The organism is Bradyrhizobium sp. NBAIM18, from assembly GCF_020193825.1.
GTDB classification, from domain to species: domain Bacteria; phylum Pseudomonadota; class Alphaproteobacteria; order Rhizobiales; family Xanthobacteraceae; genus Bradyrhizobium; species Bradyrhizobium yuanmingense.
Genome location: NZ_JADYVO010000012.1, coordinates 152432 through 177946, shown reverse-complemented (window position 1 = coordinate 177946; position 25515 = coordinate 152432). Strand labels below are relative to the sequence as shown.

At 64.7% G+C, this 25515-nt stretch carries 19 protein-coding genes and 1 pseudogene; 13 read left to right on the top strand and 7 right to left on the bottom strand.

Translation table 11 applies throughout. From position 1 onward, the window contains the following. Nucleotides 1-44 precede the first annotated feature (44 nt). The 8 genes from I6F17_RS24910 to I6F17_RS24875 all read left to right on the top strand — a co-directional run bounded on the left by I6F17_RS24910 (nucleotide 45) and on the right by I6F17_RS24875 (nucleotide 10065). Nucleotides 45-1406, top strand: a complete 1362-nt coding sequence (locus I6F17_RS24910; protein ID WP_225125012.1) for an NAD(P)-binding domain-containing protein — start codon at nucleotides 45-47, stop codon at nucleotides 1404-1406. Then, nucleotides 1403-2578, top strand: coding sequence for an MFS transporter (locus I6F17_RS24905; protein ID WP_225125010.1), 1176 nt, complete (start codon nucleotides 1403-1405; stop codon nucleotides 2576-2578). The genes I6F17_RS24910 and I6F17_RS24905 overlap by 4 nt, the downstream gene beginning before the upstream one ends. A 60-nt stretch (nucleotides 2579-2638) precedes the next feature. Further along, the gene (locus tag I6F17_RS24900) at nucleotides 2639-3826 is read left to right on the top strand and encodes an MFS transporter (RefSeq protein WP_225125081.1); all 1188 of its coding nucleotides are present in this window, start codon (nucleotides 2639-2641) and stop codon (nucleotides 3824-3826) included. Nucleotides 3827-3978: 152 nt separating this feature from the next. Then, nucleotides 3979-4341 (top strand): hypothetical protein, encoded by a 363-nt coding sequence (locus I6F17_RS24895; protein WP_225125071.1) that lies wholly within the window; start codon nucleotides 3979-3981, stop codon nucleotides 4339-4341. Between the two features lie 95 nt (nucleotides 4342-4436). After that, a complete protein-coding gene (locus I6F17_RS24890) occupies nucleotides 4437-4829 on the top strand; it encodes a FixH family protein (protein ID WP_225125009.1) in 393 nt (130 codons plus the stop codon). Between the two features lie 79 nt (nucleotides 4830-4908). Continuing rightward, nucleotides 4909-6324, top strand: a complete 1416-nt coding sequence (locus tag I6F17_RS24885) for an efflux RND transporter periplasmic adaptor subunit (RefSeq protein ID WP_225125007.1) — start codon at nucleotides 4909-4911, stop codon at nucleotides 6322-6324. Beyond that, the gene (locus tag I6F17_RS24880; protein WP_225125005.1) at nucleotides 6321-9512 is read left to right on the top strand and encodes an efflux RND transporter permease subunit; all 3192 of its coding nucleotides are present in this window, start codon (nucleotides 6321-6323) and stop codon (nucleotides 9510-9512) included. The genes I6F17_RS24885 and I6F17_RS24880 overlap by 4 nt, the downstream gene beginning before the upstream one ends. 73 nt (nucleotides 9513-9585) lie before the next feature. Beyond that, the gene (locus I6F17_RS24875) at nucleotides 9586-10065 is read left to right on the top strand and encodes a DUF411 domain-containing protein (RefSeq protein WP_109144386.1); all 480 of its coding nucleotides are present in this window, start codon (nucleotides 9586-9588) and stop codon (nucleotides 10063-10065) included. Between the two features lie 311 nt (nucleotides 10066-10376). Here I6F17_RS24875 and I6F17_RS24870 read toward each other — a convergent pair whose 3' ends face one another. The 6 genes and pseudogenes from I6F17_RS24870 to I6F17_RS24845 all read right to left on the bottom strand — a co-directional run bounded on the left by I6F17_RS24870 (nucleotide 10377) and on the right by I6F17_RS24845 (nucleotide 16616). Beyond that, entirely contained in the window at nucleotides 10377-10784 is a 408-nt protein-coding gene (locus I6F17_RS24870; RefSeq protein WP_225125002.1) for a GFA family protein, read from the bottom strand. Between the two features lie 134 nt (nucleotides 10785-10918). Next, nucleotides 10919-11997 (bottom strand): annotated as a pseudogene (locus I6F17_RS24865) (Cj0069 family protein). Between the two features lie 153 nt (nucleotides 11998-12150). Further along, nucleotides 12151-12933 (bottom strand): sulfite exporter TauE/SafE family protein, encoded by a 783-nt coding sequence (locus tag I6F17_RS24860; RefSeq protein ID WP_225125060.1) that lies wholly within the window; start codon nucleotides 12931-12933, stop codon nucleotides 12151-12153. Between the two features lie 224 nt (nucleotides 12934-13157). After that, the gene (locus I6F17_RS24855) at nucleotides 13158-13742 is read right to left on the bottom strand and encodes a DUF1254 domain-containing protein (protein WP_225125000.1); all 585 of its coding nucleotides are present in this window, start codon (nucleotides 13740-13742) and stop codon (nucleotides 13158-13160) included. Then, the gene (locus tag I6F17_RS24850) at nucleotides 13739-14317 is read right to left on the bottom strand and encodes a DUF1214 domain-containing protein (RefSeq protein ID WP_036042971.1); all 579 of its coding nucleotides are present in this window, start codon (nucleotides 14315-14317) and stop codon (nucleotides 13739-13741) included. The genes I6F17_RS24855 and I6F17_RS24850 overlap by 4 nt, the downstream gene beginning before the upstream one ends. Nucleotides 14318-14327: 10 nt before the next feature. After that, the gene (locus I6F17_RS24845; RefSeq protein WP_225124998.1) at nucleotides 14328-16616 is read right to left on the bottom strand and encodes a PBP1A family penicillin-binding protein; all 2289 of its coding nucleotides are present in this window, start codon (nucleotides 16614-16616) and stop codon (nucleotides 14328-14330) included. A 293-nt stretch (nucleotides 16617-16909) separates the two neighbouring features. Here I6F17_RS24845 and I6F17_RS24840 point away from each other — a divergent pair, with 293 nt between their 5' ends. From I6F17_RS24840 to I6F17_RS24820, 5 genes are all read left to right on the top strand, one after another. Next, the gene (locus tag I6F17_RS24840) at nucleotides 16910-17419 is read left to right on the top strand and encodes a YcgN family cysteine cluster protein (protein WP_225124996.1); all 510 of its coding nucleotides are present in this window, start codon (nucleotides 16910-16912) and stop codon (nucleotides 17417-17419) included. Nucleotides 17420-17556: 137 nt separating this feature from the next. After that, nucleotides 17557-18690, top strand: coding sequence for a patatin-like phospholipase family protein (locus tag I6F17_RS24835; protein WP_225124986.1), 1134 nt, complete (start codon nucleotides 17557-17559; stop codon nucleotides 18688-18690). A gap of 11 nt (nucleotides 18691-18701) precedes the next feature. Further along, nucleotides 18702-20723, top strand: a complete 2022-nt coding sequence (locus tag I6F17_RS24830) for a S8 family peptidase (protein WP_225124984.1) — start codon at nucleotides 18702-18704, stop codon at nucleotides 20721-20723. Nucleotides 20724-20734: 11 nt separating this feature from the next. Then, the gene (locus I6F17_RS24825; protein ID WP_225124982.1) at nucleotides 20735-22072 is read left to right on the top strand and encodes a hypothetical protein; all 1338 of its coding nucleotides are present in this window, start codon (nucleotides 20735-20737) and stop codon (nucleotides 22070-22072) included. 198 nt (nucleotides 22073-22270) lie between these two features. After that, the gene (locus I6F17_RS24820) at nucleotides 22271-23854 is read left to right on the top strand and encodes an MDR family MFS transporter (protein ID WP_225124980.1); all 1584 of its coding nucleotides are present in this window, start codon (nucleotides 22271-22273) and stop codon (nucleotides 23852-23854) included. A gap of 1 nt (nucleotide 23855) precedes the next feature. Here I6F17_RS24820 and I6F17_RS24815 read toward each other — a convergent pair whose 3' ends face one another. Continuing rightward, nucleotides 23856-25505, bottom strand: coding sequence for an alpha/beta-hydrolase family protein (locus tag I6F17_RS24815; protein WP_225125058.1), 1650 nt, complete (start codon nucleotides 25503-25505; stop codon nucleotides 23856-23858). Nucleotides 25506-25515 lie beyond the last annotated feature (10 nt).

Sequence of the window (25515 nt, the reverse complement as noted above, 5' to 3'; positions counted from 1 at the left end):
TTGCTCAGTTATTCCATAATTCTAGAAGGATGGAGAATTCGAAAATGGACAAGACGGTAGCCATCATCGGGGCGGGGCCGGTCGGCCTCGCAGCCGCCGCGCATGTGCTCGAACGCGGCATGTCCCCTGTCGTGCTCGAAGCCGGGCCCGAGGCCGGGCATGCCGTGCGGCAATGGCAGCACGTCCAGCTCTTCTCGCCGTGGGAATACAATGTCGACAAGGCCGCAGCGCGCCTGCTTGCGCCGACGGGATGGAATTCGCCGGACCCAAGCTCCTATCCCACCGGCGGCGAGCTGATCGAGCGCTATCTCGCGCCGCTGGCCACGCGAACGCCGCTGCGCGAGACGATCCGGACCTCGAGCCGCGTCACGGCGATCAGCCGCGCCGGCTTCGACAAGGCGAAGACGAAGGGGCGGGACCAGGCGCCGTTCGAAATCCGCTACCAGAACGGCAAAGGCGACGAAGTGCTGCGCGCCGATGCCGTCATCGACGTCTCCGGCACGTGGTTCTCGCCCAATCCCGCCGGCAGCAACGGTCTGCCGGCGCTCGGCGAACGCGAATGCGCCGGCCGCATCGCCTATGGCATGCCGGCTGTGCGCGGCTCCGCTCGCAGCAGATACGCCGGTAAGACCGTCGCCGTGCTCGGTGCGGGCCATTCCGCGCTGGGCACGCTGATTGATCTCGCGCAGCTCGCCGAGGAAGCGCCCGGCACCAGGCCAATTTGGCTGCTGCGCGGCGACGATCCGGCAAAGGCCTTTGGCGGCGGCCGCAACGACAAGCTTGCCGCGCGCGGCGAGCTGGGCTCAGCCTTCGCCGCGCTCGTGACTGCCGGAAAGATCGCGGTCGAGACCGGCTTCGCCGTCACCCACATTTCGGAGATCGAAGGCCGCCTCAGGATTTCGACAGGCGACAGCTCTGCTGCGCGGAGTGTGATTGCCGACGAGCTGGTGGTGTCGACCGGCTTCCGGCCCGATCTCTCGTTCCTGTCCGAGCTGCGGCTGCGGCTCGATCCGGCGATCGAGGCGCCCGTCGCGCTCGCGCCGCTCATCGACCCCAATGAGCATAGCTGCGGAACGGTACGGCCTCACGGCGCGCGCGAGCTGGCGCATGATGAGCCGGGCTTCTATCTGGCCGGCATGAAATCCTACGGCCGGGCGCCGACCTTCCTGATGTTGACCGGATACGAGCAGGTCCGATCGATCGTCGCCGACATCGCCGGCGACAAGAAGGCCGCGGCACGGGTCGAGCTCGTACTCCCGGAGACCGGCGTCTGCACACGCGGCAGCGTGGCGTCCGCCGTCGCGGCGGGATGCTGCGGCGGCCCGGCCAAGGCCGACCCCTCGGCCTGCTGTGCCGCCGATGAATCCGCGAAGAAGGCGGGCGGTGCGGGGTGCGGTTGCTCATGAGCGGAGGCACTGCGGGCCCGCTCACCGTTATCATTGCGCTCGGCACCGCGCAGACCATCGCGTGGGCGTCGAGCTACTATCTTCCTGCGATCCTGGCCGCGCCGATCGCGAGCGATCTCGGACTTGCGCCGACTTACGTGTTCGGCGCGCTGTCGGGAGCGCTCGTCATCTCGGGCCTGCTTGGTCCGCGCGTTGGGCACGCCATCGATACGTTCGGTGGGCGCGGCCTGCTTGCCGTCTCCAACCTCGTTTTCGCGGCGGGCTTGCTACTGCTGTCCGCGGCCCATGGCGTAGCGGTGCTGATCGCAGCCTGGATCCTGCTCGGCATCGGCATGGGCATGGGCCTCTATGAAGCCGCGTTCGCGACGCTTGCGCGCATTTACGGCGCCAATGCGCGACGAACGATCACCGGCATCACCCTGATCGCCGGTTTCGCCAGCACACTCGGCTGGCCGCTCACGACCTGGCTCGCCACGGAGTACGGCTGGCGCGCGGCCTGCCAGCTTTGGGCGGTGATCCACATCGGCCTTGCCTTGCCGCTCAACCTTGCGCTGCCCCGTGCCGCTCCGTTGCATCAGGAGGCTGGACCGAGCACGGGCGCCAGCCAGCAACCCGGCGGTCAGAGCGAAACCTTCGCAATGATATTGCTCGCGTACATGTTTGCGGCCGCGAGTTTCGTCAGCTCCGGAGTCTCGGCCATTCTGCCCACCATGCTGGTTGCGTTCGGCGCGACGCCGGCACAGGCCTTGCTGGCAGGAGCACTGGTCGGACCGGCGCAAGTCGGCGCCCGCCTTCTGGAAGCAGGATGGCTTGGCCGGTTTCATCCGCTGCTGTCGGCGAGGCTCGCCATGCTCATGAATCCGATCGGGGTGCTTGCGCTGGTCGCGGGCGGCCCTTGGCTCGCACCGCTCTTCACGGTGCTGTATGGCGCCGGCAACGGCATCATCACCATTGCCCGTGGTACGCTGCCATTGGCGCTGTTTGGGCCGGCAGGGTATGGCAGGCGGGTCGGGATGATTTCGCTACCTTCCAGGGCAACGGGCGCCTTCGCGCCCCTCGCGCTCGGACTGATGGTGGAGCATCTTGGCAGCGGCGCGCTCTGGATCGGCGCGCTGGCCTCGGTCTCTGCGTTCGTCGCGCTTCTGCTGCTTCGTGGGGATCAGACGGTGTGAGTCCCTGTCCGATGGGAGGAGAACATTCGTAGCTTGCGCGGCTGGCCGCTGATTGCGGTGATGTGTATCGGCCAGCTCGGCAATCTGCTGCCGCACGTGACCTTGTCCGCAAATCTCGCCCAGCATCTGATGCCGGCGTGGGGATTGTCCGCCGCTGAGGGCGGGATGATGGCGAGCGGCTACGCGTTTGGCTACATGCTGGCGGTGCCCGTGCTCACGACGCTGACCGATCGCATCGACGCACGGCTCGTGCTCCTCTGCGGCTCTGTGGTCAGCGGACTTGCGACCGTCGCGTTTGGCGTCTTCGCGCAAGGCTTCTGGTCGGGGACCATCATCTGGTCGCTTGCCGGCCTTGGTTTTGCCGGTGCCTACATGCCCGGGCTCAAGGCACTGACGGACCGGTTGCCCGCCGGCGACAGCTCGCGGGCGGTCACGCTCTACACGTCGAGCTTCTCGGTGGGCGTCGGCCTGTCGTTCCTGATCGCGCAAGTCATCGCGGACGGCTGGGGATGGCGGACCGCGTTTTACGTGACCGGCATCGGTCCCATCTCGATGGTGGTCGCGTGTCTTTTGATCGAGAGCCGCAGTCCCGCTCCACGGGCAGGACGCCTTTTGAACTTCGCGCCTGTTTTCGCCAACCGCGAGGCCCTCGGTTACATCTTCGGCTATGGCGCGCACTGCTTCGAGCTCTACGGCATCCGCACCTGGCTGGTTGGGTTCTGGACCTACGTCGTGGCGCATCAGGGCGCGCCCTCATGGCTGAGCCCGGTCCTGATGAGCTTCTGTTTTGCAGTGATCTCCATGCCGGCCAGCATCCTCGGCAACGAGGCCGCACTGAAGTTCGGGCGACATCGGGCGATCACGGTGGTGATGATCGCTTCGGCTTGCGTTGCGCTCGTCATCGGCCTGAATGCGACGGCTCCGGCATGGGTGCTGGCGCTGCTGCTGATGATCTATGGCCTGACGGTGCCGGCGGATTCCGGTGCATTGACGGCCGGCATGTCGGCTGCAGTTGTCTCCGAGCATCGCGGGGCGACTCTGGCCCTGCATTCGACCGTCGGGTTCGGCCTGTCGGCGATCGGAGCCTGGGGCACCGGGGTTGCCCTCGATGCTGCTGGCGGCCCCCAGAGCGCCGAGGGCTGGTTGCTGGCCTTCATCGTGCTCGCGGCGGGAATCGCACTCGGCCCGCTCGCGTTGCTATGGTCGCGGACGGCTCGGTCCGACGAGCTGGTATCCAAGTCGCGATAGGCGAGGCAGGATGCGGGCGCTCGGCCTGACAGGCCCCGGAGCCTCGGTCACGAATGCTTGACTTTGATCAAAGCATGCTTTCGGTCGCAGACTATGGTACTCAGGCAGAGTTGCGGTTCCAAAGGGTACCCAAAAGGTTAAAAGCACGGCTGATGCGGATCGTTCGGACCATCCTGGCATTCGCCATCGCCATCTCCCTGGCGATGCTGCCGGCTGGCGCGTCCGCATCCGGCTTCTCGATGTCATCGGGTGACATGCAGGCGGCCATGCAGGTCGGCGGCGACGGCGATATGTCGATGGACGATTGCTGTCCCGACATGAAGGGAACGGGCTCCGACAGCGGCTACAAGTGCGGGATGGGCTTCTGCTGTGTCGGCGGCACCGTCGCACTTGCAGACATTCGTCCCCTGGCTTTCGAATTCCTTGCCGTCGCGGCAGCGGAAACCGCTATTCCTGCCGATCAGGTCGTCGACTCGCGCGGCGGCAGTCCTCCCTTCCGGCCTCCTCGAATCTGATCTCTTCAAAGACGCGCGCGGGCACGCCCCGCGCGGCGATGACTGATGTGCGCATTCATGCGTCGCGGTCGAGATCAATTCATGAGGACAGGACAATGCTTTCCAAGTTCAGCACCGCGGCTGTTGCCGCCACACTTTCGCTCGCCACTTCAGTCGCTCTGGCGGGTGCCGGCGATTACGCGTTCGAGCCGGTCAATCCCGAGATGAAGAAGGGCGACGACGTCACGCTCGCCGTTCGCTTGACCAACAAGCAGACCGGCAAGCCGGTGCCCGACGCGGTCATCTTCAAGACGCGCGTCGACATGGCTCCGGACGGCATGGCCGAGATGGAATCGGCGGTCGCGCCACTGCCCTCCAAGGAGCCGGGCGTCTACGCCTTCAGGACGGACCTGCCGATGGCCGGCCGCTATCAGGTCACGCTCTCGGCGAAGGTGCAGGGCGAGCCTGAGACGGTCACCGGCAAGGTCATCGTCAAGGCGACCAAGTGAGCTTTCGGGCGCCGCCGGACGGCGCCCGAACTTCTCTTCCCATTCACATGGACGCGCGCTCCGAGCGCGCGAAACAACCATGAAAACGTTGCGTCTGTTGACGACTCTCGCTCTCGGCAGTGGCCTCGCCCTTGGCGCGTACTGGTTCTCGAACGAGGGGCGCTGGTCGGTTCATGCCGAGGTGACCCCGGCTGCGGCGCCAGCGGACCGGACTCCGCTCTACTACCGCGATCCGAGCGGTGCGCCGCTTTGGTCGGCCGGGCCAAAGAAGGATGACCGCGGGCGGGACTATCTGCCGGTCTATGATGACGACAAGGCGGCAGAGCCGAAACCACCGCAGGCGGCTTCATCGCGAAAGATTCTTTACTACCGCAATCCGATGGGCTTGCCCGACACCTCGCCGGTGCCGAAGAAGGATCCGATGGGGATGAACTATATCCCCGTCTACGAAGGCGACGACGCCGATGACGGCACGGTGAAACTGTCGCCCGGCAAGATCCAGCGCAGCGGCGTGAAGTCCGAGCCGGTGGCGCGGCGATCGGTCCAGGTCCTGGTCAAGGCGCCCGGTGCGATCCAATTGGACGAGCGCCGCGTCTCGGTGATCGCGATGCGCGCCGAGAGCTTCGTGCAGAAGATCGCGGACGTCACCACCGGCTCCCGCGTGAAGGCGGGCCAGCCGCTGATGGAGATCTACAGCTCGGCGGTCGCCTCCGCCGCGGCCGACTATCTCGCGACCATCACCTCCAAGACCGTCGGCGGGGTCGAGATGTACGGCCGCGGCTCGCGGCAACGGCTGATCAATCTCGACGTTCCCGAGCGGGTGATCGCCGAGATGGAGAAAACCCATGTCGCGCCCGTCACCATCCATTGGTCGGCGCCGCGCGACGGGATCGTGCTCGAGCGCAACGCGATCGAAGGCATGCGCGCCAATCCCGGCGACGTGCTGTTCCGCATCGCCGACACCTCGCTGGTCTGGGCGCTGGTCGACGTCGCGGAGCGCGATCTCGGCAACATCGCGGTCGGGCAGTCCGTCGCGGTGCGCGCGCGCAGCTTCCCCGGCCGTAGCTTCACCGGCAAGATCGCGGTGATCTATCCGCAGGTGAACCGCGAAACCCGGACGGTTCGCGTCCGCATCGAGCTCGCCAATCTAGATGCGATGCTGCTGCCGGACATGTATGTCGATGCCGACGTCGACACGGCCGATAGCGCGCTTGTCCTGGCGATCCAGGACAGCGCGGTGCTCGACACCGGCACGCGGCAGGCCGTCCTCGTCGACAAGGGGGACGGGCGCTTCGAGCCGCGGGAAGTAAAGCTCGGCCGGCGCGGCGGCGGCTTTATCGAGGTGCGCGACGGCCTTGCCGAAGGCGAAGCGGTGGTCACATCCGCCAACTTCCTGATCGATGCGGAAAGCAATTTGAAGGCCGCGCTCAAAGGCTTTGCCGAGGCTGCTCCTCAAGCCTCCGACGCCGGCCATGCGGCGGGAGAGCACAAATGATCGCCCGCATCATCGCCTGGTCGGCGCGCAACCTGCTGCTGGTGCTGTTCGGCACCGGCTTTGCGGCGGCCGCCGGCTTCTACGCGCTGCTTCATCTCCCGCTGGATGCGATCCCCGACCTCTCGGACACCCAGGTCATCGTCTACACCGAATATCCCGGCCAGGCGCCGCAGGTGATCGAGGACCAGGTCACCTATCCCTTGACGACGGCGATGCTGACCGTGCCGAAATCGAAGGTGGTGCGCGGCTTCTCCTTCTTCGGCGTGTCGTTCGTCTACGTGATCTTCGAGGACGGCACCGACATCTATTGGGCGCGCTCGCGCGTGATGGAGTTCCTGAACGGCGCCACGTCGCGGCTTCCCGTCGGCGTCACCCCGACCATCGGGCCCGATGCGACCGGCGTCGGCTGGGTCTACCAATACGCCGTGATGTCGAAAGAATTGAACCTCGCCGACACGCGCTCGATTCAGGACTGGAATCTGAAATTCGCGCTCGCCAAGGCCGAAGGCGTGGCCGAGGTCGCCAGCATCGGCGGCTTCGTCAAGCAGTACAACGTGGTGCTCGACCCGCAGCGCATGCGCGACCGCGGCATCAGCATGCAGAAGATCCGCGAGGCGATCCGCGCCAGCAATGCCGACGTCGGCGGCCGCACGGTCGAGCTGTCGGAGTTCGAATACGTCATTCGCGGCAAGGGCTACATCAAGAGCATCAACGATCTCGGCAACATCGTCCTGAAGACCAGCAACGGCACGCCGGTGCTGCTGCGGGACGTCGCCAATGTCGAGCTCGGACCCGACGAGCGGCGCGGCATTGCGGAGCTGAACGGCGAGGGCGAGGTCGCAAGCGGCATCGTGCTGCAGCGCTTCGGCGTCAACGCGCTCGACGTCATCGAAAACGTCAGGAAGCGTTTCAAGGAGATTGCGAGCAGCCTGCCGAAATCGGTCGAGATCGTCCCGGTCTACGACCGCTCGGGCCTGATCTATTCGGCGATCGACACGCTCAAGCACACGCTGTTCGAGGAGAGTCTCGTCGTCGCGCTCGTCTGCATCGTGTTCCTGCTCCATGTCCGCAGCGCGCTGGTCGCGATCCTGATGCTGCCGGTCGGCGTGCTGATGGCGTTCGGCGCCATGAAGCTGCTGGGCCTGGGATCCAACATCATGAGCCTCGGCGGCATCGCGATCGCGATCGGCGCCATGGTGGATGCCGCGATCGTCATGATCGAGAACGCGCACAAGCACCTTGAGCGCGCCGAGCCCGGTCAGTCGCGCGTCCAGATCCTGATCGACGCGGCATCCGAGGTCGGGCCGGCACTGTTCTTCAGCCTACTCATCATCACTGTCTCGTTCATGCCGATCTTCACGCTGGAATCGCAGGAGGGGCGGCTGTTCAGCCCGCTGGCGTTCACGAAGACCTTCGCGATGGCGGCCGCGGCCCTGTTGTCCGTCACGCTGGTGCCGGCGCTGATGGTCATCTTCGTCCGCGGCAGGATCGTGCCGGAGAGGAAAAACGTCATCAACCGCTTCCTAATCTTTATCTATCGCCCGGTCATCAAGGGCGTGCTGCGCGCCAAGACGCCGGTGATCCTGGCTTCGCTGGTCGTGCTCGCCGTTACGATCTGGCCGGCGCGGCAGCTCGGCACCGAGTTCATGCCGACGCTGAACGAGGGCACGCTGCTCTACATGCCGACGACGCTGCCCGGCATCTCCGTCACCAAGGCGGCCGAGCTGATGCAGACGCAGGACCGCATCATCAAGTCGTTCCCGGAGGTCGAATCGGTCTACGGCAAGGCGGGACGGGCGGCGACCGCGACCGATCCGGCCCCGACCGAGATGTTCGAGACGGTGGTCAGCCTGAAGCCAAAGGAGCTTTGGCGGGAAGGCGTCACCGTCGACAGCCTGATCGCGGAGATGGACAAGGCGTTGCAGTTTCCGGGCGTCTCCAACGCCTGGACCATGCCGATCAAGGCGCGCATCGACATGCTGTCCACCGGCATCCGCACGCCCGTCGGCATCAAGGTGATGGGCACCGACCTCGTCGAGATCGACCGGCTGGCGAAGCAGGTCGAACGGGTGATCAAGACGGTGCCGGGCACCTCATCGGCCTATGCCGAGCGCGGCATCGGCGGCTACTATCTCGAGATCGTCCCGGATCGCGAGGCGCTCGCCCGCTATGGCATCCTGATCCAGGACGTTCAGGACACCATCGCGGCCGCGCTCGGCGGCCAGACGGTCACGACGACGGTGGAGGGGCGGCAGCGCTTCACGGTGAACATGCGCTATCCGCGCGACCTGCGCGACAATCCCAAGGCGATCGCCAGCGATATCCTGGTGCCGATGCCCGCAGGCGGCGCGGTGCCGCTCGGCGAGGTCGCGAAGGTCGAGCCGGCGCGGGGGCCGACCTCGATCCGGACCGAGAACGGCCAACTCGCGACCTACGTCTACGTCGACATCCGCGATCGCGACATCGGCAGCTACGTCGCCGATGCGCAACGCGCCGTGACTGACAGCATCCAGTTCCCATCAGGATATTACGTGGTCTGGAGCGGGCAGTACGAATATCTCCAGCGCGCCGCGGCGCGCCTGAAGATCGTGGTGCCGGTGACGCTGACGATCATTTTCCTGCTGCTGTACCTGAATTTCAGGGCCATGACCGAAACCCTGATCGTGATGCTGTCGCTGCCCTTCGCGCTGGTCGGCGGCATCTGGATGATGTGGTGGCTCGGCTTCAACATGTCGGTTGCCGTCGCCGTCGGCTTCATCGCGCTTGCCGGCGTCGCCGCCGAGACCGGCGTCGTGATGCTGATCTACCTCGAGCATGCCCTGGCCGAGATCAAGGCGGCGTGCAGCGCCGAGGGCAGGGGCCTCACCCGGCAGGATCTCCACGAGGCCATCATGGTGGGTGCGGTCGAGCGCGTCCGTCCCAAGATGATGACGGTCGTCGCCATCATGGCGGGCCTGCTACCGATCATGTGGAGCACCGGAACCGGGTCGGAGATCATGCAACGAATCGCGGTGCCGATGATTGGCGGCATGATATCGTCGACGCTGCTGACGCTGATCGTGATCCCGGCGATCTTCGGATTGGTGAAGGGCTTCCGCCTGCCGCCCAAGCGCGAGGACAGAGGACAACCGGCTGAGATGCCCAAGCCGATCGGCGCCAGATTGCGCGTCGTGGAGCCGGCCGGATGAGGCGAGCCGTGACGCACGATCATATGTCAGGGCGACGGAGTGACAGAAGAGGAAGCCGAAGATGAAGCCGAAGATGAAGCAACGCGCATACCTGATGACCCGCCGGTCCCTCGTCGGGCTGATGGCCGCGGCAGCTTTTGCAAGGCCCGCCGCGGCAGCCTCCGACGCAGCCGCGCTCACGGTGCACCGGGATCCGAGCTGCGGCTGCTGCGCCGGCTGGGTGCAGCATCTGCGGGACGCAGGATTTACCGCCCAGGTGGAGGAGACTCCCGATCTCGAGCCGATCCGGGCGCGTCTCGGCGTCCCCTCGAACCTGGTCGCCTGTCACACGGCAGAGGTCGCCGGTTATGTCGTCGAGGGACACGTGCCGGCTGCGGCTGTGCGGCGCCTCCTCGCGGAGCGTCCAAACGCGAAGGGAATAGCCGTGCCGGGCATGCCGGTCGGATCGCCCGGGATGGAAGGCGGCAAGCCGCAGCGTTACGAGGTCGTGCTGTTCGGTGCCGACGGTCAGAAGCCGTTCATGCGCTTCATCGGCTCGGAGGCGATTGATTGATGAACGAGCGCTGGACATATTCCGGCATCAATGATGCACCGGGCAGTGCGGAGGGCTATCGCGTTTGAGAGCTCTTCCCTGCGGCCATCCTTCGAGATGCCCGCTTGAGGCGGGTTCCTCAGGATGAGGGCGGAGTGCGCGGCAGCAGTTTCAACGAGCACTGATGCTGATGAGCCTCATCCTGAGGAGGCGCGTAAGCGCCGTCTCGAAGGACGAGGCGTGCGCACCGGCCGCGCTACAAAGTCGTATGCGATAGTTTCCGGGCTGTGCGAGGGACACATCCGACTGTGCTGCGCGATGTCTGGCCATCACTACGGCTGCGGCGGATAGCGCTCGAATGCCGGCAGTTCGTGCGCATGCTCCATCCAGCGCAGGCGCTCGGCGACCTGAATCTGTATCGTGGCAGGCACGGCCTCGGGGTCGTCGTAGGTCCCGCTCTGGATGTCGATGATCCCCGGCAGGATGCTGGCATTGACGTAGAACAGTCCGGTTCCGCACGCGCTGCAAAAGTGCCGCCGCCCGTGTTCCGAGGAGCGGTAAACCTTCGGCTCGCCCTTGGTCACCTTGACCGCGCCCTCCGGGTACATCGTCCAGCCGACGACCGGAGCGCCGGCGTGTAGCCGGCAATCGCGGCAGTGGCAAAGCGCGTGGACGATCGGCTCGCCTTCGACCTCGTAACGGATTGCGCCACAATGACAGCCGCCGGTGATGGTGCTCATGCGTTCCTCCGATCGAAGATGACGTTTCAGATCGATAGCTCTCGAGCGTTTTGGCTTCAACAACGCAACCAAATCGGGATTGCGTCGTACTGTCGCCTGACAGCTGCTGCCATTTCCGACGAGCGCGACCCCGGCTAAGTTCGCACCCGTGTGTGTTCGGTCCGCATCAGCCGTTGCTTCACCGTCCGCGCGATCGCAGCCGGCGCCTCCTCGGGATCGCAAAGCACGAGCTCGCGTTGATCTCGCAGAGCACGTAGGTGTCTGCGCCGGCCGCATCTTTCGGCCCGTACAGGAAGTCCGCATCCCAAATCACCGGCAATGACGACTCATCGATGCCGAGCGTTGCCATCATCTGAGGCGTCCATTCGTCCTCCATCGCTCCTCGCAGCGCCTGGAATGGCGGAGCATCAGGCCCGTGCATGATCCGCGGCCCGGGCTGCGCCTCAGGCGCCTCCGGTCCCTCCGGCGGCGGCGGGATCAGCGCCTTGATCTTCTGGTGTCCGAAGCCTGCGACTTTGGCGCCGCTCATGTAGCAGCGGATCATGCCGTCGGGCAGGCGCGGTTGAAACGCCTGGTCGATGATGCAGCCGCCCCAGCCGAAATAGGGCTCGCACCGCGCGAGCAGCGCATCGATCGGCATGTCCTCAGGCGTGCTGCCGCGCTGCGCATGCAGCACGCGAACCATGCCTTCGGTATCGGGCAGGGCCTCAACCTTCCAGACCCCCTGGCCGCCATTGCCGCGGTTCTGCTTCAGCACGCGCGGGCCGCTGGCACGAAGGCGCGCCGGAAACTGGCTGCGGAAGCTTGCGGCGGTGTCATAGCGGTGCGTGTCGGCGCCCCAGCCCAGATGCCGTGTCCGGTAGAGCACCTCCTTGACGCCCATCTTCAGAATGATGTCCGGATGCGCGCTCACCCATGGCCCTTGCGCCGCGACGTCGCGCAGCAGGGCGTCGAGCTCGGCGCGGGTCTTGCCCTGGTGGATCGGATCGACCCAGACCAGCACGCCGTCGGCTGCAAGCAATTGGTCGCGGACCGCGCCCGCAAAGCTCTCGTCATAGATCACTGGGAAGGCGTCGATGCCCGCGGCGGCGAGCGCTTCGAAGACGCGGACGAAGCGGCTGTTCTGCGCCGTCGCCTCGCGCCGCGCGGCCGCGTCTCCGCGCGAGAGGATGGCGATGGTTCGGAGCGGAGGGGAGTGACGTTCGGTGTCCATGCGCAAGCTCCACGGATTTGCGTGCTGCGCAGAGCTTGGACCTGGGTCTCACGGGGAGTCTGCATCGTCCCCGTGCGGCCACCTTACGGGAGATAGCCTTCAAGTTTCAAGAGTGCTCGGCGGTTCCGCTAATCCATGGGTGCCCGAACCAGCTCACTCATGCCGCCAGATTCTCACTGCCGAAATGACCAGGATCACAGCCAATCCCGGCAGAAGAATCGAATTCGGGACGACGCCCAGAAGCAGGCCGCCTATGAATGTGCCGGTGATGGACCCGATGGCCATCGCAAGCATGAACTGGCAATTCGCGCGGAGCACCGAAAAGCTCTGGTCGCGGCTATAGCGCGCAAATCCCACCAGCATGGTCGGCAGGCTCACCGCGAGTGAGAGGCTGCCTGCCAGCTTCACGTCCGTGCCGAACAACAGGATGAGGGTGGGGATCAGGAATTCCCCTCCGGCAACGCCGAGCAACGATGCCACGATCCCGATCGCAAAGCCCGCTGCTATGCCCGCGACGATCAGGCTCGCGCCTGTCAGCGCCGGTGGGGTTGCCGCCTCGTTGCCATGTGCGAACAGAAGCATGCCGGCGATCAGGAGCAGCAGGACGGCAATGATCCTGTAGAGCGTCCCGGACTCCAGACGCGTCGCCCAGGATGCCCCGGCGTAGGCGCCGACAAGGCTGCCCGCCAGCAGGTTCAGGATGATCGGCCAATGGGCATGTATCTCCGCGAACGGAACGGCGCGTGCGCGAAACGGCAGTGCGCTCGCCACCACGATCAGGCTCGTCGCCTTGTTGAGAACCACCGCCTCGAGGCCGCGAAATCCGAACAGGCTGATGAGCAGGGGCAGCCGAAATTCTGCACCGCCGAGGCCGATCAGGCCGCCCAGAGCGCCGATGATTGTGCCCGAGCCGAACGCGGCAGGATTGTTTCGCATGGACACGACGGAAAGATGCGCCAAAGACAACACCCGCGACGGGCGGCTCCGTGCGGGTGTGATCAACTCTCGATGATGCCAGTATGCCCCTGTTTTGCCCGACGAGTCAAAGGTACGCAGGCGTCGCCGGCAGTATCGTTGCGGTCGGCGGAAGAGCGTAATGATTTCAACGCCCCGCTACTGTGCATGGGGTTGTTTTCGCACTTTTTTGTTGGCGGCCGCGCTCACCGCCGGCTGCGCGGTGCCTCGGCCTTGGCCGGCGGCTCGGTCTGCGGGGCGCAGGTCGCAGCCTGGAGCGAGCCTTGCGCCTGCTGCATCAAGCCGGGCTCGGGCGCGAGCGCCTTCATCAGGATCAGGCCGGTCGTGGTCGGGGAATCGATGATCAGGCGGTCGGCCGCGGTGACCTCTTCGTCCTCCGGCAGCTCGCTATGCTGCGCTTCCGTCATCAGGTCGAGCTCGATCACCTTGCGGCCCGCGGAGCGGTCGTTGATGGCGTAATAGGCGATCTCGTTGCGGGTGTAGAACGACACCGAGGTGTAGGCCTGGCTCACCGGCACGGTGAGCTTGATCGGCCCGCCAGACAGATCATAACGACAGATCGCCAGCGCGAAGGCCGGATCCATGAACGGCATCGGCGAATTGATGGGATCGGCGAGGGGAAGCTGGGTGACGGCGTTCACCCTGGTCATCGGCGTCAGCCGCGAATAGGCATCCTGTGTGGCAATCCGCGGCAGCGCCAGCACGCTGACGAGATGGACCACGAGGCCCAGTACCACGCCGGCGACGACGGTGAAGACGAGCCGGATCATGAGCAGCCCACCGTGGTGATGCTCGGCATCGGCGCATCGCGCTGGGTGCGCGTTCCAACGCCGACCGGCGTGTCGTAGAGGCGCAGCATCAAGGCGTAGCGCTCGATGCCGCCGGTCGGCAGCCAATTGCCGGCGCGCGAGCGCGAGGCGATCCGGATCTCGAACGAGCCGTCGGAGGAGCGCACAATCTCCTGGCTGGTGAAGCCGTAGCGCTGCAGCGAATTGGCGACGAGATGGCCCTTGCGGTCGTAGAGCGTCAGCGTCCAGAACCGCGCCGGCGGCGTCACGCCGGAGACGACCACGTCGCAGCGGCCGTCGAGCGCCTTCTTCCTGTCGTCGGTGGTGGCGGTGAAGGCGACACCGTCGCCGGTGCCGATCGGCAGCTCGCCGTTGCGGACGATGGTGGCGCGCGAATAGGGATCGACGTCGGCGGTGCCGGTGCGCGGCCGTGCGGTCCAGGGGCCGATGGTCAGCGCGCCGATGTCGGTGCCGCGCGTCGTGGTCATCCACGTCGCGCCGACGCCAACGACCGTCGCGAGAAGAAGCGCCGTCAATGTGGTCAGGATCAGCCGCACTTGCTTTCGATCAGTTCTTGCGCGGGGCAGAGGCGTTGGCGTTGTCTTCCGCATAGTTCTGCGGGAAGGCGAGCGCGCTCGTCGACGAGGACGGCCTGGCCGGCTTGCTGTCATTTGCCGTCGATTTGTTCGCGGCCTTGGCCGCATCATCCAGCAGCTTCTCGACCCGCACCAGGATGTCCGCGCCGCGCTTGGTCAGCACCGGCGGCGGACCGGGCTTGGTCTCCAGCACCTTCGGCGCCGCGTTGGCCTGCGCGTTGCTCACATGCTGCGGCGGCAGCTTCTGGCCCATGCCGATGCCGGGAATCTCCCGGACCTCCACGCCCTGATGCGCCACGAGCATGATGTCGTGCCAGGTCTGCGCCGGCAGCGAGCCGCCGGTCATGCGGTTGGTCGGCGAGTAATCGTCGTTGCCGTACCACACCGCGCAGGTGAAATTGCCGGTGAAGCCGACAAACCAGGCGTCGCGATAGGCATTGGTCGTGCCGGTCTTGCCCGCGGTCGGAATGCCGTCCAGCGCGGCGCGCCGCGCGGTGCCCTCGCTGACGACGTGGCTCATCATGCCCGCCATGTCGGCGGCGACGGAAGCCGGAATCGCCTGCCGCGGCTTCGGGCCGTCGCGGTCCCAGCGCCAGACCAGGTCGCCCGCGCCGGTGCGCACTTCCAGCACCGCATGCGGCGTCACCGCCTTGCCGCGATTGGGGAAGGTCGCGTATGCGACCGCGTGCTCGAGCACGTTGACCTCGTCCGAGCCGATCGGCAGCGACGGCGTGTCGGGCAGCGGCGCCTTGATGCCGAAGCGGCGCGCGACCTCGACGATCTTGGCGCGGCCGACCTTGGCGGGGTTCTGCGTCTTGGGCTCGTTCTTCCGGCCGATCTCGATCGACAGCTTCACCGGCACGACGTTGATCGAACGGGTGATCGCCTGCGTCAGCGTCACCGAGCCGGAATAGGAATGGCCATAATTCTGCGGGCACCAATTGCCGATGCAGACCGGGCCGTCGACCACGATCGAGTTGGGCGTGTAGCCGTTCAGCAGCGCGGTGGTGTAGACGTAGGGCTTGAACGAGGAGCCGGGCTGGCGATAGGCGTCGGTGGCGCGGTTGAACTGGCTGGCGCCGTAGTCGCGGCCGCCGACCATGGCGCGGATGCCGCCGTCGAGATCGGCGACGACGGTCGCGGCCTGCGTCGCGTGATAGTCGCGGCCGAACTGGCGCAGCTGGTTCTCGACAGCGTCTTCGGCCGCCTTCTGCACGTTGGCATCGATCGCGGTGCGCACCACGAAGACGCGCTCGGTGTAGGACTTCGGGAAGGTATCGACCAGCTTGCGCATCTCGTCGAAGGCGTAGTCGAGATAATAGTTCGGCGAGGCCTCGTCGCGGCGGTCGACCGCGAAGGCCGGGTTGCGGCGGGCGCCGAACACCTGGCCCTCGGTCATGAAGCCGGCATCGACGAGGTTGTCCAGCACGACGTTGGCGCGCGCGCGGGCGGCGGGCAGGTTGATGTGCGGGGCGTACTTGGTCGGCGCCTTGAACAGGCCGGCGAGCATCGCCGCTTCCGCCAGCGTCACGTCGCGCGCGGACTTGTTGAAGTAGAAATGCGCCGCGCCGTCGACGCCGAAGGTGCCGCCGCCCATATAGGCGCGGTCGAGATAGAGCTTGAGGATCTCGTTCTTGGTCAGGCGCCATTCCAGCCAGATCGCGAGGAAGGCCTCGTTGACCTTGCGCTCGATGGTGCGCTCGTTGCTCAGGAACAGGTTCTTGGCGAGCTGCTGGGTGATCGAGGAGCCGCCCTGGCGCACGCCGCCGGCTTGCGCGTTGGTGACGAGCGCGCGCGCGGTGCCCGCGATGTCGATGCCGAAATGCTCGTAGAAGCGGCGGTCCTCGGTCGCCAGCGTCGCCTTGATCAGCACGTCCGGAAAGTCTTCCAGCGGAATGGAGTCGTTGTGCTTGATGCCGCGGCTGCCGATCGGGTTGCCGTAGCGGTCGAGGAAGCTCACCGCGAGATCGGACTTCTTCAGCCAGTCCTCGTCCGCGGTCTCGCGGAAGGCCGGAATGGCGAGGGCGAGCATCACGATGAGGCCGCCAAGTCCGAGGGTTGCGGCCTCCGAGAATGGCTCGATGAACACCCAGCGCTTCCACCGCCCGACATAGAAGCGGTCCATGAAGGTCGAGTAGCGCTCGTAGAGCTCGCGGATGCCCTTAGCCGAGGAGAACAGCGAGGAGTCGATGCGCGCATCGAGATCCAGGAAGAAATTCCGGATCCTCTGCTTCCAATGCGGTGGTATGATCTGGCGCACCTAGAACCCTTGCGGCTTGCTTCGAAAGCGTTCAAGCACCCGGCCGGGGCGGCATCGAGACGTCTTGCGGGTATGTTGCGGCAAACCCAAGGCGCCCGGCCAGCATCCGAGGGACTTGCTGTTCCTTCTAGCCGAGCGGGGCTCATAAACCAATGGCCACGCTCGCTATTTTGAACAACAGGCCTAATTCACCCCCGGTTCATTACGGGCCTCAAAGGGGCCTCGCTTGCACCATTGCCGCCGCGCGCCCTAGATGGCGTTGCCGTAGCTCTTTCGAACTGTTGTTGAGGCGCATGACCGCAGCTCCCAAACGATCTCAAGGCCAGGAAGGATTCTTCTGGAAAACCAAGACGTTGGAACAGATGTCGGAGCGCGAGTGGGAAAGCCTGTGCGATGGCTGCGGCCGCTGCTGCCTGAACAAGCTCGAAGACGAGGATACCGGGCAGATCTACTTCACCCATATCGGCTGCAAGCTGCTCGACGGGACGAGCTGCGCCTGCAAGGACTATCAAAATCGTTCCGACAAGGTTCCGGACTGCGTCCGCCTGACCCCGGCCAATGTCCGCACCCTGAACTGGCTGCCGCCGAGCTGCGGCTACAAGCTCGTCGCCGAAGGGCGCGACCTCTATTGGTGGCATCCGCTGGTTTCGGGTGACCCCAACACCGTGCACGAAGCCGGCGTCTCCGTGCGCGGCCGCGTCGAGGGCAGCGAGGAGGAGGTCCCGGACGAGGAGCTCGAGGACCACATCGTGCAATGGCCGGCGACCTTGCCGAAGCGAGCGCGCCTGAAGAAGCGACCTTGAACAGCTGTGCGCAGCGGTCGCATGCAGATGCGCTTCACATTCAGGGGTTGAGGTGCTAAGCTGGTTGTAGATTCTGCTCTGGCTATATTCAGGTTGTTTTGAATTGCTGAAGGTACCCTAGGATTTTTGGGGGACCCATGATTACCGATCCGGTTCACCCGATACCGACCGACGACGAGAACAAGCCGCTGGAACCAACCACTGCGCTCTGCCTTTCCGGCGGAGGATATCGCGCGATGGTGTTTCATGTCGGCGTCCTGTGGCGCCTATATGAAACAGGACTGCTGAAGAACGTCAGGCGCATATCGAGCGTTTCCGGCGGGTCGATCACTGCCGGCATGTTGGCGCTGGCGTGGCCGGGCCTCAGCTTCACACCCGACAGCGTCGACAGCGATTTCATTCCGAAATTCGTCGCGCCGTTGCGCGCCTTCGCCGGCATCACAATCGATGCCGAGTCGGTCATCCTGGGTGCGCTGTTACCAGGCAGCATCGGCGACCGGATTGCCGAGGCGTATGACGATCACCTGTTTCGCGGCAAGACTCTGCAGGATATGCCTGACGAGCCGCGCTTCGTGATCAATGCGACGAACGTGCAGTCAGGCGCGCTCTGGCGCTTCATGAAGCCCTATATGCGCGACTACCGCGTCGGCGAGGTGAAGAATCCAGAAATTCTGCTGGCGCAAGCCGTGGCGGCGTCCTCCGCTTTTCCTCCGGTCCTCTCTCCCTTCGAATTGCGCCTCAAGGACAGCGATTTCGTGCCCGGTACCGGGCTCGACCTGCAGCGGCCTCCATTTACAACGCGCGTCGTTCTCAGCGATGGCGGCGTCTACGACAATCTCGGCCTCGAGACCGCATGGAAGCGCCACCAGACCGTTCTGGTCAGCGACGCCGGCGGCAAGATCGAGGCTGAGGAGGAGCCGGAGACGGATTGGCCGCGGCATTCCTACCGGATCCTCAATCTGATCGACAATCAGGTGCGTTCGCTGCGCAAGCGCCAGGTCATCGACTCCTTCAAATCGGGAACGCGCAAGGGCGCCTATTGGGGCATCCGCACCGACATCGCGAATTACGGGCTGGTCGATGCTCTGCCGTGTCCTTTCGAGCGTACATTGCAACTTGCGGAAGTGCCGACACGTCTGAAGCGGTTGGACGCGACGACGCAGGAAAGACTGATCAACTGGGGCTACGCCGTGTGTGATGCAGCCCTGCGCAAGCATCTCGCGGCGGTCGGGCCGCCGCCCGCCTTTCCCTATCCGCAGTCTGGTGTCTGAGGAAGACGACAATGGCGGACGACAAGGGGCGTAAGCGGCGTGCAAAACCGCAAAGCGGCACACCCAAGAGCCGCGGGCCGACTTGGCCGGTCTCGGCCGACGGAAGACCCAAGCAGTTCTCTGTTCCGCCCGAAGTGGTCGAACATATCCTCCTGGGTCCCCGCGACGACAGGCGCGTGCTGCAGGACTCGCCGCTGCTCGGCGATGTCTGGGCGGCTTACGCTCTCGATCCGGGCATCGCCCAGGACGTTCTGATTACGCCGCACAAGAATGCGACCGCGGTGAGCGTGGCCCGTACCATCGCAGGCGCGCTGAAAGTGCCGGTCGAATCTGCGCCGCCTGGCCGGCCTCCAACAAAGGCCAAGGTCGCCTATTTGCAGGGGCTCGTCGGTGCGCGGCTCTATTTCGACCAAGTGCTGCGCATCCTGGTGCCGCGGACACAATGGTGGCGCGAGCCGAAGGTGGCCGAAAGGATCGAAGGCGTGGATGCCGGCGATAATCAGGGGACGATCAAAAAGCTGCTCCAGCAAGGGCCGAAGAGATCCAACGCGGTGCGCGAACGCACATTGGACAATGCCACGTCGCTCCAAAGGTATATCGCGCTCGCCGGATTGATCTACTGGATTTGCAAGCTGGAACGTCCCGTCGGTTGGGACGAACCACTGGAGCCACTGACCTTTGAGCAGGCATTGGAACGATACCGGGACTATGCTGACGAGATTCTCTCCGGCATGTTCGCACTTTATGAAGTAGTCAAAGCGGACGAGAATGCTCGGCAGCAGAACGACGGCGTCGATACCAGGAGCGAGCCGGCGGAAGAGAGACCAACTTGTATTTTCCAGATATCGCTCAACCGATCGGCCGTTCCCGCGCTCGATCGGTCGGTGCCAGCGGTCAAGGCCGACGCTGCGAGGTCGCTGTTCAACGTCCAGTGCAAGAACATCGTTTGGGCAGTTCTTGATTCCGGTATTCAGAACAATCACGACGCGTTCATGACGTCCGGCGAGAAGCCGACGTCGCGTGTCAGGAAAATCTTCGACTTCACGAATATTCGCGAGATCGTTAGCAGTGAGACGGGTGACGTCGATGCTCAAACGCGCGAAAAGCTGATCCGAACGTCCGGGCTCGCTGAAGCCGAGGTGGACGTCAATCTAGAGAAGATTGCCGAAGACTTCGAGAAGGAGCGCCCCATCAACTGGGCGACCGTCGAAAGGCTAATCACGGTCAAGAGGCCGGATCCAAACGACAAGTCTGAAAAGCTGCCCAGTTCGCACGGGACCCACGTTGCCGGAATCATCGGAGCGGACCAGAAGGACGGCAAATACGCTGGCGGCATGTGCCCGGACATCGGACTCTACGATTTCCGCGTGCTGGGTGCGAGCCTGGAGGAGACCGAGTTCGCCGTTATCGCTGCCATGCAGTACATCCGTTACGTCAACGAGCGGCACAACTACATCATGATTCACGGCGCGAATCTCAGCCTCTCAATTCCGCATAACGTGCGCAATTTTGCATGTGGGCGGACGCCGATTTGCAACGAATGCGAGCGTTTGGTCGAAAGCGGAGTGGTGGTCGTGGCCGCAGCAGGCAATCGCGGCTTTCAGAAATTCGAAACGAAGGACGGTCCGTTCGAAAATTACGCCGCCTTCAGTATCACCGATCCAGGAAATGCCGACGGCGTCATCACGGTTGGATCGACCCACGGGAATTGGCCGCATACATACGGAGTCAGCTTCTTCTCGAGCCGCGGTCCTACGGGCGATGGCCGCGCTAAGCCGGATCTCGTCGCGCCCGGTGAGCGGATCTTATCGACCGTTCCGAATGATGACTGGGCTCCAGAATCGGGCACCAGCATGGCGGCTCCATTGGTCAGCGGAGCTGCGGCGATGCTGCTTGCGCGATATGAAGAGCTGATCGGGCAGCCGCGTCGGGTCAAACGCATCCTGTGCGAGAGCGCGACGGATCTTGGCCGCGAGCGCAGCTTTCAGGGGCACGGCATGCTCGACGTGTTGCGGGCTCTTCAATCGATCTGAGGAGGAATGCGATGCATTTTAGCCTTGACGTCTTGCGTGCCCGCAAGGGCGATTGCCTGATGCTTCATTTCGGAACAGCTGACGATCCGCATCTGATGCTGATCGATGGAGGACCTGCCAAGGTCTATAAGCCACATCTGGCGCCGAGAATCGCGCAGATTCACCGTTCGCGCGAATTGGAGCCGAATGATCCCTTGCCGATAGACGTTGTGATGATCAGTCATATCGACGACGATCACATCAGGGGCATTCTCGAACTAACGGCGGATCAGCTGGGCAACAGTCCCGATCTCCGTCTGAAGGTCGCCAGCCTGTGGCACAACAGCTTTGACGATCTGCTTACGACTGCGCCTGAAGAACTGTTGTCCGGATTTGGGCCGGCGTCATTCGAGGCAGGCACTGCGCGCAGGCCGGATTTTGACGCAATCGAGCCCGACGAAGAATCCGACGAGGAAGAGGTGCATCAGACGGTGGATGTTCTCGCCGGCATTTCGCAAGGCCGTCAATTGCGTGATGATCGCGAAGTGTTGCAACGGCGCTCGCCAGCGCGTCGGCAATGGAAACTGAACCACAAATTCGACGGCGAGCTGATCCTCGCGACGAGGGATACGGAAGCGGTGACGTTGGATGGCGGTCTCAAGATGACCGTGGCCGGACCGATGCAGCCGGAATTGCTGGCCCTTCAGGAGGCCCATGACAAATGGCTGAGGGAGCAAAAGCAGGGGAAGAAAAACCCGGAAGCAATGCTGGCGGCATTCGTCGACAAGTCGGTGCCCAATCTCTCCAGCATCGTCGTTCTGGCTGAAATGGGCGGCAAGAGCATGCTGCTGACCGGCGACGCGCGCGGGGACAAGATTTTGGAAGGAATGGAGCTGGCGGGGCTCTTGGATGCGGACAAGAAGAAGGAGAAGTGGAAACGGCATGTCCACGTCCTGAAAGTTCCTCACCACGGCAGCGACAACAATATGGAGACGATCTTCTTCGAACGTGTGCCTGCCGATCACTACGTCTTTTCAGGCGATGGCGAGCACGGTAACCCGGAACGAGCGACCTTGGAAATGCTGCTGAAAGCACGGGGCGTCGACGCTGAATACACGATCCACCTGACCTACCCGATTGACGAGATCGATATCGAGCGCCAAGCCCACTGGGAAAAGGAGCAGGCGAAGGAGAAGGCGCGCAAGAAGAAGAATCCGGCAACCAAGAAGCCGGTTCGAGAAAATTGGTCGCCGGAAAAGCACAGCCTCGGCGCTCTGTTCCGGAGCAATCCCAAGTTCGGCAAGAAAGTGGTCATCGTTGATCCCGGCAAACCGCATCTGATCAACTTGCTGGACCCGGTCGAGCTTTAGTGGGCTGGGGGCGCTCAGGCTCCAAGTAGTACCTCAATACGGCGCCGCTCCGCCTGTCGATCACGGAGCCGCGAGGATGCGTCGGCGGGATGCACCCATGCGTCGCGGTGCCTGCCTGGGAAGAAATTTCCCCTCTACATTGGGCTGCATAGTACGAATCCTTCGCGGTGTTGCACCGCGTCACGACGCCCGATCGAGATGAACAAGTTCGACCGGCAGAGCGATTCTGCCGACATCCAGGCCTTGCCCGACGATATTGCCGAAGAGCTGTCCCGCCTGCCGAGCGAGGTCATCAGCGTCGACGACGCGCCCTCGATCGCCCCGCCGGTCCCGCTGAGCTCCGACGAGGTCCGCACCATCGTCATCAGCCTGATGGTGACGATGTTCCTGGCCGCGCTCGACCAGACCATCGTGGCGACGGCGCTGCCGACCATCGGACGCCAGTTCCAGGACGTCTCCAATCTCTCCTGGGTGATCACCGCCTATCTGCTCGCCTCGACAGCGGTCGCGCCGGTGTTCGGCACGCTCAGCGACATCTACGGCCGCCGCGTCATGATCATCATCTCGCTCAGCCTGTTCGTCGCGGGCTCGGTGCTGTGCGCGATCGCGCCGAACATGCCGATGCTGATCCTGGCACGCGGGCTTCAGGGCCTCGGCGGCGGCGGCATCATGCCGGTGGTGCAGACCGTGATCTCCGACGTGGTGAGCCCGCGCGAGCGCGGGCAGTACCAGGCCTATTTCTCGAGCGTCTGGATGGTCGGCGGCATCCTCGGCCCGGTCATCGGCGGCGTGTTCGCCGAGCATCTGCACTGGTCGATGATCTTCTGGATCAACCTGCCGCTTGCGGCCGCAGCACTCGCATTGCTGCTGCCGAAGATGAAGAAGATCCCGGTGTTCCACCGCAAGCGCAAGGTCGACTGGCTCGGCGGCCTGTTGCTGATGGCGTCCGCCGTGGTCTTCATGCTGGTGCTGACCTGGGGCGGGACGCGCTATGCTTGGCTTTCGCCGACGGTGCTGGCCATGGTGGGCGGTGCCGTCGCGCTCGCGGTGACCTTCGTGTGGCACGCCCGGCGGGCCGACGAGCCGTTCTTGCCGCTGCCCTTGTTGACGGGATCGGTGGCGCCGTTCGCGCTGACCGCGGGCGGCTGCGGCCTCGGGGCGATCACCGGCCTGACCGTGCAGCTGCCGCTCTATTACGAGCAGGTCTATCATCTCACCGCCAGCGAGGCGGGGCTTGCGCTGATCCCGCTCGCGGCGGTCTCGACCGTCGGCGCGGCCGTCGCCGGCCGCACCATGGCTCGCGCAAAACACTACAAGCGCGTCGCCATCGTCGGCACGTCATGGGCCGCGCTGTGCGGTCTCGTTCTCACGGTCACCACCTTGCCGCTCTGGGGCCTGCTGCTGCTGATGGCTGCGTTCGCGCTGGGACTCGGCACGACTTTTCCGGTGTGCGTGGTCTCGCTGCAGAATTCGGTGGCGCGTCCGCAAGTCGGCACCATCACCGGCGCGATGAACTTCTTCCGCTCGCTGATGTCCTCGTTCACGGTGGCGGCCTTCGCCGCGATCCTGCTCATCGCGCTCGGCACCGACGTCCCGCTCGCCGGCGAGCATCACGCCGCAGGCGCCGTCGCCATACCCGCCGACGACATGCGGCACGCCTTCCGCTACGTGTTCGGCGCCGCCACCGCGCTGATGACGATCGCTGCGCTGTGCCTGATCGCGATGGAGGAGCGGCCGCTGGCCGGACCGTCGGCCAAGCAGCCCGTGGAGATGGCCGAGTAGGCTAGCCGCCTCGATCGGCGTAAGGCTCGTTTGCGACATTGCCCTCGGCCGCCTTTCGCGCCGCCGCTGCAAGATGGGTCTTGAGCTGCGCCAGCGCGTCGGGGGACCAATCATGGACATCGGTGACGGCGACCCAGGCATCGACGTAATGTTCGGGCGCATAGACATGGCCAAAGCCCATCGGCGTATTGGTCGCGACCGCCATGTCGAGGGCGAGCTGCAGCATCGTCACGACTGGATACCATCGCAGCTCCGGTGACACATCCGGCCCGCGCGGCGCCGTCATCCAGTCAGGGGCCCGATAGGCGTCGTGATAGGCGAAGAAGGTGATCGCGTCGCTCGCATACTGCAGATAGACGACGCGCATCGGCCCCCAGGGCGCATCTGCCGGCACCGTCGGTCCATTCTGGTTCATGAAGCGCACGAAGCGGCCGTCGCGGAATTCCGGCAGCCAGGCCGGCGTGCCCGGATTGCGGTTTGCCGTGATCGAGCGCCAGATGCGACTTTCGAACGGCGCGCCGCTCAAAAGTGCGCCCGCAATCGGATCGCCGATCATCTCAAACAGCTCTGCGGATTTTTCCGAGTTCATCGCGCCGAGGCTCAGTCCGTGCAGGTACAGCTTCGGCCGCCGGTTCTTCGGCAGCGTCGCCCAGTAGCCGTAAACTTCCGAAAACAGGGCGCGCGCCGCTTCTGCACCGGATTCGGGCTGAAACAGCAGCGACAGCGGACTGTTGAGATAAGAATACTGCATCGCGACACTGGCGACGTCGCCATGGTGGAGATATTCGACGGTGTCCATCGCGGCAGGGTCGATCCAGCCGGTTCCGGTCGGTGTAACGACGATGAGTGTGTCGCGTTCAAACCCGTGCTGCCGCTTGAGCTCGTCGAGCGCAAGCCTGGCGCGCGCTTGTGCCGTCTCGGCGCCGCCAAGGCCGACATAGACCCGCACGGGCTCCAGCGCGGGCCTTCCTGTAACGGCGCTGATCTCCGTTGCGGTCGGCCCCGCGGCAATAAATCTGCGCCCCATGCGTCCAAGCTGCGTCCACTCCACCAGCGAGGCGGCACTTCCCGTTCGTTCGGGCGCGGTCGGCTGCGGCCGCTCGGGCTCGAGCAAGGCGTCGACTTCGCGAAAGGACACATCGAGCGCGTTGAACGCCGTGCGGATCAGGACATTGCTGGCGATTGACCAAAACAACAGGCCCGCGGCGAGCACGCCGATGACGTTCGCGATCCTCCGCGGAATGACGCGCCTCGCACGCGCGGCGATGAGGCGCACGGCAAGCGCGAACAGCCGCGCCAGCACCAGCAGCACGACGAACGTCATCACGGCGATGGCGCAGACCTTGAGCGGATGGGCGGTCTCGACTGGCGCCATCTTCATCACGGTGCGGATCGAGTTCTGCCATCCGGCCGCCCGCCACAGAAAAACAATGACGACGAGCAGGCAGGCGGCCGCCACCAGCGCGTTTGCGGTCGATCTCAGGCGCGCCGGCGGCTCGGGCAATTCCAGATAGTGCCACAGCCAGCGCCAGACGTTGCCGGCGAGATAGCCGATCCCGAAGCAGGCGCCGGCGATGGCGCCCTGCGTGAGATAGCTCCGCGGGATCAGCGTCGGCGTCAGCGCGGCTGCGAAGAACAGGGCACCGAGCATGAGGCCGACG